At 65.3% G+C, this 11,744-nt stretch carries 11 protein-coding genes; 1 reads left to right on the forward strand and 10 read right to left on the reverse strand.

All coding sequences use genetic code 11. The features are described 5' to 3' along the window. Nucleotides 1–129: 129 nt before the first annotated feature. The 9 genes from QMX96_RS25445 to QMX96_RS25485 form a co-directional block, all read right to left on the reverse strand. Nucleotides 130–840: a PqiC family protein gene (locus QMX96_RS25445; RefSeq protein ID WP_043863554.1), complete on the reverse strand. Its 711-nt coding sequence runs from the start codon at nt 838–840 to the stop codon at nt 130–132. Between the two features lie 172 nt (nt 841–1,012). Beyond that, nucleotides 1,013–3,277, reverse strand: coding sequence for a DNA topoisomerase IV subunit A (parC, locus tag QMX96_RS25450; protein ID WP_054915737.1), 2,265 nt, complete (start codon nt 3,275–3,277; stop codon nt 1,013–1,015). A gap of 10 nt (nt 3,278–3,287) precedes the next feature. After that, on the reverse strand, nt 3,288–3,806 hold the full coding sequence (locus tag QMX96_RS25455; RefSeq protein ID WP_282362657.1) for a TIGR02281 family clan AA aspartic protease: 519 nt from the start codon (nt 3,804–3,806) through the stop codon (nt 3,288–3,290). Beyond that, nucleotides 3,803–4,789: an esterase-like activity of phytase family protein gene (locus QMX96_RS25460; RefSeq protein WP_058541604.1), complete on the reverse strand. Its 987-nt coding sequence runs from the start codon at nt 4,787–4,789 to the stop codon at nt 3,803–3,805. The genes QMX96_RS25455 and QMX96_RS25460 overlap by 4 nt, the downstream gene beginning before the upstream one ends. Then, nucleotides 4,786–6,690, reverse strand: a complete 1,905-nt coding sequence (parE, locus tag QMX96_RS25465) for a DNA topoisomerase IV subunit B (RefSeq protein ID WP_043863558.1) — start codon at nt 6,688–6,690, stop codon at nt 4,786–4,788. Before parE ends, QMX96_RS25460 begins: the two co-directional genes overlap by 4 nt. A 36-nt stretch (nt 6,691–6,726) precedes the next feature. Continuing rightward, entirely contained in the window at nt 6,727–7,335 is a 609-nt protein-coding gene (locus QMX96_RS25470) for a YqiA/YcfP family alpha/beta fold hydrolase (protein WP_043863559.1), read from the reverse strand. Nucleotides 7,336–7,482: 147 nt separating this feature from the next. Further along, complete coding sequence (gene cpdA, locus QMX96_RS25475) at nt 7,483–8,298, reverse strand: 3',5'-cyclic-AMP phosphodiesterase (protein ID WP_123753301.1); 816 nt, start codon at nt 8,296–8,298, stop codon at nt 7,483–7,485. Nucleotides 8,299–8,383: 85 nt separating this feature from the next. Further along, nucleotides 8,384–8,836, reverse strand: a complete 453-nt coding sequence (locus QMX96_RS25480) for a DUF1249 domain-containing protein (protein ID WP_282362658.1) — start codon at nt 8,834–8,836, stop codon at nt 8,384–8,386. Beyond that, on the reverse strand, nt 8,827–9,444 hold the full coding sequence (locus QMX96_RS25485) for an NUDIX domain-containing protein (RefSeq protein WP_043863562.1): 618 nt from the start codon (nt 9,442–9,444) through the stop codon (nt 8,827–8,829). Before QMX96_RS25485 ends, QMX96_RS25480 begins: the two co-directional genes overlap by 10 nt. A 182-nt stretch (nt 9,445–9,626) precedes the next feature. Here QMX96_RS25485 and QMX96_RS25490 point away from each other — a divergent pair, with 182 nt between their 5' ends. Further along, nucleotides 9,627–10,373: an RsiV family protein gene (locus QMX96_RS25490; RefSeq protein ID WP_043863563.1), complete on the forward strand. Its 747-nt coding sequence runs from the start codon at nt 9,627–9,629 to the stop codon at nt 10,371–10,373. Here QMX96_RS25490 and cytX read toward each other — a convergent pair. Then, nucleotides 10,342–11,625, reverse strand: a complete 1,284-nt coding sequence (cytX, locus tag QMX96_RS25495; protein WP_282362659.1) for a putative hydroxymethylpyrimidine transporter CytX — start codon at nt 11,623–11,625, stop codon at nt 10,342–10,344. The genes QMX96_RS25490 and cytX overlap by 32 nt on opposite strands. Nucleotides 11,626–11,744: the final 119 nt, after the last annotated feature.

The raw sequence follows: 11,744 nt of genomic DNA on the forward strand, positions 1-11,744 counted from the left end.
TGCAGATCTACAACACAGAACGGCCCCATATGGCCCTGAAAAACAAAACGCCCGATGCGGTGCATCGGGCGTTTTGAGGCCTATCGGCCTACCTGAACAGGTGTAAACCTATTTCAGGACTAGACACGGTTAAAACCGGAACACTTCCATCTCGGTACGAATCGGTGTCGCCATCGGAATCTTCGGTTTCTCCGGTTCCTTGCGCACCTGCTGTACCGGCGTGGCCTTCTTCGGCTGTTCCTGCACGATCGGCGGCTGATTGGCCAACGGCTTCAACGCCACGCTCAACTGCTCGGCCAGACGCTGCAGCAGTTGCCCCTGCGCCTGTACCTGCGCCGCCGAGCTGCCTTCATGGGGCTGCTCGAAATGCACGATGCGGTTGTCACGCACCTGGCCACGACGATCAAGCAAGCGCCACTGGGCATCGAGGATCGCCGGCTGGCCAACGCCCGAGTCCAGGCGCGTGATCGACAGCAGCACCTGCACATCCGGGTTGAACCCGGTACTGGCCGGTGCCAGCACCACACGCTGGCTGTCCAGGCGCCAGGCCAGCTGGCGCACCAGCAACTGGTCGATGTCGGCCGACAGGCTGCCCGCCCAGCGACCATCGGTCGCTGCCGTCAGGCTGCCGTCACGCTGGCGTTGCAGCAGGGTTTCGCGTTGCAGGTAGTCGGCCACCGAGACCGGCCCCAGCACCACGGCCATGCCGTTGCTCTGGCCAGGTTGCCCCGGCTCGCCACTGTCGAGCTGATACAGCGCTACCGGCTGGTGCATGCTGCACCCGGCCAAGCCCAGCACGCCACTGAGCAGTAGAACAAATGGAAGGCGCAGAAAAGTCATCATCCCATCCAGGCGGCCGCCACACGGCTTGCCGCAGTGATACTCATGAATACGTCGGGCACACAGCTACGCTGGCACCACAAGGGGCCTATCATCCGCGAAAGTTCCGTGCGACTCCAGTGTTTAAGCCGCAAACGGTCACTAAAATACCCGTTTGCGGCCACCAGGTCGCTTATTCGACGTTTTCCACCAGCAGCGCATCGACCCGCTGGAAGCCGCGCGGCAGCTTGTTGCCACGCCGCCCACGCTCGCCCTTGTAGTGCTCCAGATCATCGCCCTTGAGCGACAGGGTACGCTTGCCGGCCTGCAATACAAGGGTCGAACCTTCGGGAATCACTGCCAGGTCGGTGACAAATTCTTCACGACTGGCCACGCGATCGCCCGGAATGCCGATGATCTTGTTGCCCTTGCCCTTGCCCAGCTGTGGCAGGTCACTGATCTTGAACACCAGCAGGCGCCCTTCGGTGGTCACCGCCGCCAGCCAGTCCTGCTCGCGGTTGCCCACCGGGCGCGGCAGGATCACCTTGGCGTTGTTCGGCAGGCTCAACAGGGCCTTGCCGGCCTTGTTCTTGGCCTGCAGGTCTTCGCCCTTGACCACGAAGCCGTAGCCGGCATCGGAGGCAATCACGTACAAGCCGTCATCCTCGGGCATCAGCACGCACTCGAACGAAGCACCGGGCGGCGGGGTCAGGCGACCGGTCAGCGGTTCACCCTGGCCCCGTGCCGACGGCAGCGTATGCGCCGGCACCGAGTAGCTGCGGCCGGTGGAGTCGATGAACACCGCGTACTGGTTCGAGCGCCCCGCGGCTGCGGTCTTGAAGCCGTCGCCGGCCTTGTACGAGAGCCCGGTGGCATCGATGTCGTGGCCCTTGGCCGAACGTACCCAGCCCTTCTCGGACAGCACCACCGTGACCTTTTCGTTGGGCAGCAGGTCGTGCTCGGTCATCGCACGGGCTTCGGCGCGCTCGACGATCGGCGAGCGACGGTCGTCGCCATAGGTTTCGGCGTCCTGCAGCAGTTCGGTGCGCACCAGTTTCTTGAGCTTGGCTTCGCTGCCCAGCAGCGCCAGCAACTTGGCCTGTTCCTTGAGCAGTTCGTCCTGCTCGTTGCGCAGCTTCATCTCTTCTAGACGGGCCAACTGGCGCAGCCGCGTGTCGAGAATGTAGTCGGCCTGGATCTCGCTCAATGCAAAGCGCTCGATCAACCTGGCCCGCGGGTGCTCCTCGGTACGGATGATGTGGATCACTTCATCCAGGTTGAGGTAGGCGATCAGCAAGCCGTCCAACAGGTGCAGGCGACGCTCCACCTTGTCCAGGCGGAACTGCAGGCGACGGCGCACGGTCTGCACGCGGAACTGCAGCCACTCGACCAGCAGCGTGCGCAGGTTCTTCAACTGCGGCTTGCCGTCCAGGCCGATGATGTTGATGTTGACCCGGTAGCTGGACTCAAGGTCGGTACTGGCGAACAGGTGCTGCATCAGCGCTTCGTGGTCGACGCGGCTGTGCACCGGGATGATCACGATGCGGCACGGGTTCTCGTGGTCCGATTCGTCACGCAGGTCGGCCACCTGCGGCGCCTTGGACGGCTTGGCCTGCATCATCGCGGCGATCTGTTCCAGCACCTTGGCGCCCGACACCTGGTGCGGCAGCGCGGTGACCACGATGTCGCCGTCCTCGATGTGGTACACGGCGCGCATGCGCACCGAGCCACGGCCGGTTTCGTAGATTTTCAGCAGGTCGGCGCGCGGGGTGATGATCTCTGCTTCGGTCGGGTAGTCCGGGCCCTGGATGTGCTCGCACAGCTGTTCGACCGTGGCCTTGGGCTCGTCGAGCAGGCGCACGCAGGCGGTGGCCACTTCGCGCAGATTGTGCGGCGGCACGTCGGTGGCCATGCCCACGGCGATACCGGTGGTGCCATTGAGCAGGATGTTCGGCAAACGTGCCGGCAACACCAGGGGCTCGTCGAGGGTACCGTCGAAGTTCGGGCCCCAGTCCGCAGTGCCCTGGCCCAGTTCGCTGAGCAGCACCTCGGAATAGCGCGACAGGCGCGCTTCGGTGTAGCGCATGGCCGCGAAGGATTTGGGATCGTCCGGCGCACCCCAGTTGCCCTGGCCGTCGACCAGGGTGTAGCGATAGCTGAAGGGCTGCGCCATCAGCACCATGGCTTCATAGCAGGCCGAATCGCCATGCGGGTGGAACTTGCCGAGCACGTCACCGACGGTACGCGCCGATTTCTTGTGCTTGGAATCGGCGTCCAGGCCCAGTTCGCTCATGGCGTAGACGATGCGTCGCTGCACCGGCTTCAAACCGTCGCCGATATGCGGCAGCGCACGGTCCATGATCACGTACATGGAATAGTTGAGGTAGGCCTGTTCGGTGAAGTCAGCCAGTGACCGGCGCTCTACGCCATCGAGGCTGAGATCAAGGGAGTCGCTCATGCGGGCCTCATCATTTCAAGGTCTGGCGCAGCAGCAAGGTGCCGCCGCGCTTGGTAAATTCGAGTCGTTTCAGGGCACTCATGCCCAGCAGTACCTGCTCGCCGTCCAGCCCCGGCACCACCAGGGCGCGTACGTCGCGCAGCAGAATATCGCCCAGTTGCAGGCTGTCGAGGCGGGTGCGATAGCCCTCGGTACGGCCATTGGCGGTGCTCAGGGTCACGGGCGCACCACGCTCCAGGCTGAACTGCCGGGCCAGGCTCTCGGGGATCGCCACGTCGGTGGCGCCAGTATCCAGCAGAAAATGCACGGCCTGGCCGTTGATCAGACCGTCGGCCACAAAATGCCCCTGGCCATTGCCCAGCAGCCGCACCTCGACATAGCCATCGCCGTGCTGCGAGCTGATCTGGCTGTTGGGGTTGGCCTGGCGCTGTTCCCAGTCGCCGAAAAAGCGCGTGGCCAGGAACAGGCCGGCCGCCCACGCCAGCACCAGCATCACCCGGCCGGCACGCTTGCCCGGTGCCTGGCTCACGGTTTGGCGCTCCAGCCGCCCTGGGGCGCTGCAAAGCGCCACACGATCGGGCGGTTTTCACCATCGGCGCGGCGACCGCCGTTGTTGTCCAGGCCTATCCAGGCACCCTTGGCATCGATCACCAGGGCCTCGGCCAGGCCGAACGGCTGCGAATACTGCCGCGATTCGATCAGGGCATCGGCAGCGAACGACCAGCAGCGCTCCACGCTTCCAGTGTCGGCATCACGCCGGCAGATACGGTAGGCGTTGCGCTCCAGGGTGAACAGCTTGCCTTCGAACAGCGCCAGGTCGGCAAAATCCCGGGGCCGCTCGCGGGCATTGGGCATCTGCGCAGGCTGCATCTCGGTGCCGGCCTCGCTGAGCAGCACGCAGCCATCACCGCAGTGCCAGGTGGTCTGCTGGCGATTGATCGAAATCAGCCCGCGGCGCTCGCGCTCGGCGGCCAGCCACAGGCGATCGCCGGCCGGGTTCACGGCGATGCCTTCGAACAATGCATTGAAGTGCAGCAGCATGCCGCTGGCGCGCGCCTGGCGGACCATGCTCGGGTCGATCTTCAGCCAGCTGGGGTCGCCTGCGACTGGTACCTTGAGCACCGCCACATGGGTTTCGCTGACCAGGTAGTGATTGCCTGCGGCATCGCAACTGATGCCTTCGAAATCCAGCTCGCCGCCGCGCACGTAGGACATTGCCCAGTTGCTCGAGCGCAGGCCCCAGGGCAGGCCGCTGTCCGGCACCGGCGGCACCTCCAGGCGAATACCTTCGGCCTGCCACACCGTCTGGGTGGTGTCCAGGCGGTACAGCAGGTCGTCGTCGCGGTCCGAGACGGTCCAGAGCTCGCCGTTGCACAGGGCCAGCCCCGACAGGTTGCCGCCACGCATGCCCTCTACCGGATGCTCGCTCTGCATCGCCAGCTCCGGCCAGGTTTCGGCCAGCGCCGGCACGCCCAGCAGTGACAACAGCGCTGCCAGGCACCGAGCGATCAAGCCAGTACCTCGGCCAGGTTGCCTTTGGACTCCAGCCAGCTCTTGCGGTCGCCCGCACGTTTCTTGGCCAGCAGCATGTCCATGATCTCGCGGGTGCCTTCGAGGTCTTCCAGGGTCAACTGCACCAGGCGCCGGGTGTTCGGGTCCATGGTGGTTTCACGCAGCTGCGGCGGGTTCATCTCGCCCAGGCCCTTGAATCGGGTGACCTGCGGCTTGCCGCGCTTCTTCTCGGCCACCAGGCGGTCGAGGATGCCGTCGCGCTCGGCCTCGTCCAGGGCGTAGTAGATCTCCTTGCCCAGGTCGATGCGGTACAGCGGCGGCATCGCCACGTACACGTGGCCGGCCTCCACCAGCGGGCGGAAGTGCTGCACGAACAGGGCGCAGAGCAAGGTGGCGATGTGCAGGCCGTCGGAGTCGGCGTCGGCCAGGATGCAGATCTTGCCGTAGCGCAGCTGGCTCATGTCGGTGGCACCGGGGTCGACGCCGATGGCCACCGCGATGTTGTGCACTTCCTGACTGGCCAGCACTTCGCCGCCGTCGACTTCCCAGGTGTTGAGGATCTTGCCGCGCAGCGGCAGGATGGCCTGGAACTCCTTGTCGCGCGCCTGCTTGGCCGAACCACCGGCCGAGTCACCCTCGACCAGGAACAGCTCGGCGCGCATCGGGTCCTGCCCGGCGCAGTCGGCCAGCTTGCCCGGCAGTGCCGGGCCCTGGGTCACGCGCTTGCGCTCGACCTTCTTGCTGGCCTTGAGCCGGCGCCCGGCGTTGTTGATCGCCAGTTCCGCCAGTTGCATGCCCACTTCGGGGTGGGCATTGAGCCACAGGCTGAAGGCATCCTTGACCACGCCGGAAACGAATGCGGCGGCCTCGCGGGACGACAGGCGCTCCTTGGTCTGGCCGGAGAACTGCGGCTCCTGCATCTTCATCGAGAGCACGAAGCTGATGCGCTCCCACACGTCCTCGGGGGCCAGCTTGACCCCGCGCGGCAGCAGGTTGCGGAACTCGCAGAACTCACGCATGGCATCGAGCAGGCCCTGGCGCAGGCCGTTGACGTGGGTGCCGCCCTGGGCGGTGGGGATCAGGTTGACGTAGCTTTCCTGCACGCTATCGCCGCCTTCGGGCAGCCACAGCAAGGCCCAGTCCACGGCCTCCTTGTTGCCCGCCAGGCTGCCGCAGAACGGCGCATCGGGCAGGCGCAGGAACTCGCTTACCGAGTCTTCGAGGTACGAGCGCAGGCCGTCCTCGTAATGCCACTCGACCTTCTCGCCGGTGCCTTTGTCCTCGAAGCTGACCAGCAGCCCCGGGCACAGTACAGCCTTGGCCTTGAGCACATGCTTGAGGCGGCTGATGGAAAACTTGGGCGAGTCGAAATACTTGGGATCGGGCGCGAAGTACACGCTGGTACCGGTGTTGCGCTTGCCGACGGTACCGATCACTTCGAGCTCGGTGGCCTTGAAGCCGTCGGCGAAGGTCATCTGGTACTCGTTGCCGTCGCGCTTGACCCGTACCCGTACCTGGTTGGACAGGGCGTTGACCACCGAGATGCCCACCCCGTGCAGGCCGCCGGAGAACTGGTAGTTCTTGTTGGAGAACTTGCCGCCGGCGTGCAGCTTGGTGAGGATCAGCTCGACGCCCGACACGCCCTCTTCGGGGTGGATGTCCACGGGCATGCCGCGACCGTCGTCGGACACTTCCAGCGAATGGTCTGCATGCAGGATGACCTGCACGGTGCGGGCGTGGCCGGCCAGCGCTTCGTCGACGCTGTTGTCGATGACTTCCTGGGCCAGGTGATTGGGCCGGCTGGTGTCGGTGTACATGCCCGGTCGCTTGCGCACCGGGTCAAGGCCGGAGAGGACTTCGATGGCGTCTGCGTTATAGGCGCTAGCGCTGGGATTGGCCATGGGTTCTCGTCGTCAGTCGTAGGTGAAAATAATCAGTCAAAGTACAGAAAAATCGAACGCCTGGTACACCTGCGGTGCAATGCCGGCAAAGCTCAGCATGGCCGGCAGGTGCTGCGCGAAGCCCTGGAAGCTGTGGTCGCCACCGGCCTCGATGCGTAGCGCACAGGCCCGATAGAAGGCCTGGGCACGGCGGTAGTCCAGGGTTTCATCGCCCGTCTGCAGCCATACCTGAAAGCGCTCGGGGTCGCTCGGTGCGGGCACTTCCAGCTCGGCCAGGGCCTGCACGTGGTCCAGTGTCAGCTCCCAGGTTTCCCCGGTGTAGAAATTCTGCTGCGGGCCCAGGTAGCCGTCGAACAGCTGGTGCGGATTGACGGCCGGGTTGATCAGCAGGGCCTTGAGCCCGTGGCGCTGGGCCAGGTGGGTGGCATAGTAGCCCCCGAGCGAGCTGCCGACCAGCAATGGCGAACCCAGCTCGGCGATGGCACGTTCAAGCTGCGCCACGGCCTGGCGCGGATGGTTGTCCAGCAGGGGCACGCGCAGCTGCCCGGCCAGCCCCAGCTGCTGCATCACACTGCTCAGCTGGCTGGCCTTGGTCGAACTGGGCGCACTGTTGAACCCGTGGATATAAAGAATCGAACCCGACATGATCGCCCCCGATGCCCATGCAACGCCCGTCGCAACGAGCACAAAAGACGCGCAGTTTAGCCTGTTCGAGAAGCCTTGAGCGGCAACTTTCAAACATCAGGTTACAACCGGGCGGTGATATTCGCGTTCACTTGCAGCTTGCAGCGCTCAGTACCCACTGCTGCCGTAATCGACGGTGAAGGCAAAGTCGGTCACGCGCGAGACCCCGGTCTCGAGCCTGCCGTCGTCATGCAGGCGCAGCCAGCGATACCCCGGGGCCTGGTCGCCCACCTTGAAGTCTTCACTGCCCGGCTCGAACTGAATGCAGGTGGACGGCGAGGCGAGCAGACGCACACCGTCACGCAGCTGGTCCCACTCCTGGTGGATATGCCCCCAGAGCAGCGCGCGCACCTGTGGATAACCCTTGAGCAGGTCGAACAGCGCATCGGCGTTACGCAGCCCGATGGGCGCCATCCAGGCGCAATCGATGGAAACCGGCTGGTGATGGAAGCAGATCAGGCAATGGCGCTGCGGTGCGGCCTCGAGTGCCTGCCTGAGTAGTTGCAGCTGATCGTCTGCCAGCAGCCCCGGCACCGAGCCGCACACGGCCGAGTTGAGCATGATCACCCGCCAGGCGCCGGCATCCACCACCGGCTCGAGCAGCGAACTGCCGCGTGCCACCTGGGCCATGGGGAACGGCTCGTCGTGATTGCCGGCCAGCCAGCGGGCCGGGGCCTGGATCCTGCCGCTGAGGGCCAGAAACTGCAGATAGGATTCGACGCTGCCATCCTGCGACAGGTCGCCGGTGGCCAGCACCAGGTCGACCACCGGCTGTTCGTCGAGTACCCGCTCGACCACACGGCGCAGGCTGTCGCGGGTATTCATGCCCAGCAGCGTGCCTTCGGCTTCGGCGAACAGATGACTGTCGGAGAGCTGCACCAGCAGCACCGAGGCGTCACGGGAAGGGATGATCGAGTGCGGCAAGGCCGTCTCCTTGGGCGGATTCTGCACGATTATGGTGGGAATGCAGGCAACGGCAAACCCCGCGCCCACGACACCGGTCACATTTTCAGCGAACCGCTTCCAGTTCGTGGCCGCAGGCCAGGCAATGGCTCAGCCACTCGCCCAGGAACAGGTTGAGCTGGGCCTTTTCGTCCGGCTGGTGCATGGCCGCATTGGGGTATGGGTAGACACTGCGAAAGCGCCGCGCATGCTCGGCACTGACCACCTCGGCCATGCGCGCGTCGTGGTACACCTGCACCTCCAGCTGCGGCACCGGCAGCCACGGCAGGCTGTGCTCCTGGCGCACGCGCAGGGTGGTGGTGTAAGGGCAGGCCAGCACCACGTCGACCACCAGCACGCCGAGCATCTGGTCACCCTGGGTCATGCCGATGCGGCGCGAGCTCTGGGTGGTGCGCATGTCGGGCAACAGGCGCATCAGGCGCGCATAGTTGGCCTCGCAGGCAGCCTGCAAGCCGACCAGATCGACCCGGTAGCGCTCGCGCAACAGATTCACGACCACAGCCCCCTGACTTCATCACGGTTCAACGCCAGCCATTGCAGGGCGATGATGCTCGCGGCATTGGCAATGCGCCCATCGCGCACGGCCTGCAACGCATCCTCGAACGCCCAGGCCTTCACGCGAATGTCTTCGCCCTCTTCTTCCAGCCCGTGCAGGCCGCCCGCGCCGTCGCTGTGGCAACGCCCCAGGTACAGGTGCACGAATTCATCGCTGCCGCCGGGCGACGGAAAGTACTTGGTCATCGGCCACAGCGCACTGAATGTCAGCCCAGCTTCCTCCTGCGCCTCGCGGTGCGCAACCTCCTCGGGCTGTTCGTCCTTGTCGATCAGACCGGCGACCAGTTCCACCAGCCAGGGGTTGTCGACCTTGCCCATGGCGCCGACACGAAACTGCTCGATCAGCACCACTTCGTCACGCTGCGGATCATAGGGCAGCACGCACACTGCGTCGTGGCGCACGAACAGCTCACGGCTGATCTCGCGGCCCATGCCGCCGGCAAACAGCTCGTGGCGCAGGTGCAGCCGGTCGAGCCGGTAAAAGCCCTTGAAGCAGTTTTCGCGCCGCACGATCTGTACGTCGGTCGGCATGGCCTTTGGCTTGTCTGTCATGGATACCTCGTTACCCCATTACCACGTCGCGCCATCCTAACCTGCACACTGCGCGGTTTCACCCCTTTAAAACAATCGTGCGGGCTGCGAGGATAGGCGCAGCCTTTCTTGTCAGCTTAGTGGCGAACCGACGGCATTGCCGACGGTCCAAGCCCGATTACCGTTGCACTACAAGGATCATCATGTCACTTGCGAAATTAGCCTGCGTGACCGCCCTGGCCTTGACCCTGGGCGCCTGCCAGAGCCTGTTCCAGCCCAACATGCGCGTGCCGCTCGAGGTCAAGCGCGACAGGTGGGAGCACATCAAGCCGGGCTGCACCGCAGCCGACTGCCCGCTGGTGAACATCGACACGGTGCACTTCCCCACCAACCCCAAGCTCGATGCGATCGTCGAGCGCAGCCTGCTCAAGCTCACCAGCGATGGCGAGGGCGCACCGTTGCCGGCCTCGCTCAAGTCCTACGAGGACAGCTACCTGCAATCGGCCCAGAGCCGCAACAGCAGCTACCTGCAGGCCAAGGTACGCGAGCAGCATGACGGCTTGGTGATCATCGAGTTGTCCAGCTACCTGGACACCGGCGGCGCGCACGGCATGCCGGGGCGCGGCTTCATCAACTATTCGCGCCAGCAGGACAAGGTGCTGACCCTGCAGGACATGCTGGTGCCGGGCCAGGAGGCAACCTTCTGGAAGACCGTCGAAGAGGCCCACAAGGGCTGGCTGATCAGCACCGGCATGGACAAGGACGCCGAGTTCGTGAAGAACTGGCCGTTCCAGAAGTCACCGCACGTCGCCCTGACCTACGGCGCGGTGGTGGTGAAGTACGAGGTGTATGCCATCGCCCCGTACTCCATGGGCCACATCGAGCTCAAGATCCCCTACCCGCGCCTGAACGGCGTGATCAGGCCCGAGCTGTTTCCCGGCCGCGGTTGAAGCCCAGCAACAGATGCAGCGCCCCTGCCAGCAGCAAGGCTGGCAGGGTGGCGCCAACGTCCGCGGCGTAATGCGCCAGCACATGGTAGGTCGCCACACCACAGGCCCACGCCACCAGCGCCCCGTAGTGCAGGCCGTCGACCACACCCGGCAGGCGACGCCGGCGCAGCACGTAGTGATCGCTCAGCACCACACCGAACAGCGGCGCGAACACCGAGCCGATCAGCAGCAGGAAGTTCTCGTACTGGCCCAGCGGCGCGAAGCAGGCGATCAGGGTGCACACCACGCCGATCACCAGTGCCAGGTGCTCGACCTTCACGCCTGACAGCAGGCTGCTGGACACCGCCGCCGAGTGGATGTCGGCAAAGGCCTTTTCCGACTCGTCGAGCAGCACCAGCAACAGCGGGATGCCAAAGCCTGCGCCGGCCAGCGCCAGCAGCAGGGTGCTGGCTTCGCCATCGGTGGCGAAGGCCAGGATGTAGGCCACCCCCAGGCTCATCATCCACAGGTTGCCGATGAAGTAGCCCAGTGCGGTACCCACGAACACCTGCCCCGAATGCCTGCCGAAGCGCGAGTAGTCGGCAATCAGCGGCAGCCACGACAGCGGCATGGCGATGGCGATGTCAAAGCCCACCCCCAGCGACATCGAGCCGTCCCCGGCGCGCGTCCACAGGGCGGCCAGGTCGGCCTTGGCGAACAGGTTCCAGGTCAGCCACAGGCAGGCGCCCAGCAGCAGCCAGATGCCCCATTTGCGCAAAATGCGGCGCACGAAGGTCAGCGGGCCGGCCACCGCCAGCGCGGTGGCCAGGGCGCCGAAGCACAGTGCCCACAGCAGCGGGCTGACCCACAGGCTGTCGGCGCCGAAGGCCCGCGCACCGAGCAGGCTGGCGGCGTCGCGCATCACGATGATTTCGAACGCGCCCCAGCCCACCAGTTGCAGCAGGTTGAGAATGGCCGGCAGCGCCACGCCGTGGCGGCCCAGGCTCAGGCGCAGGGTGCCCATGGCCGACAGGCCGGTGTCGCTGCCGATGACGCCGGCGGCGGCCAGCAGCAGAACGCCGACCAGCGTGCCGAGGGTGATGGCCAGCAGCGCTCCGGACAGGCCCAGGCCGGGGCCGAGCAAGGCGCCGGTCTGCAGCACCATCAGGCCGATGCCGAGGGAGAACCACAGGGAGAACAGGTCCCGCGCGCCGAAGACGCGCTGGCTGTCGGGAATGGGGGAATCGGGGGAGTAGTGGCTGGGTGTGCTCACGATGAAGACTCGGCAGGAAATGTGGGTTGGATGGAAGGCCCTTTCGCGGGTCAAGCCCGCTCCCACGGGGTATCGCTGATCTCTAGGGCAGCGGCATACCTGTGGGAGCGGGCTTGACC

Origin of the sequence: Pseudomonas sp. PS01300, from assembly GCF_029960155.1 — a bacterium.
Classification (GTDB): domain Bacteria; phylum Pseudomonadota; class Gammaproteobacteria; order Pseudomonadales; family Pseudomonadaceae; genus Aquipseudomonas; species Aquipseudomonas palmensis.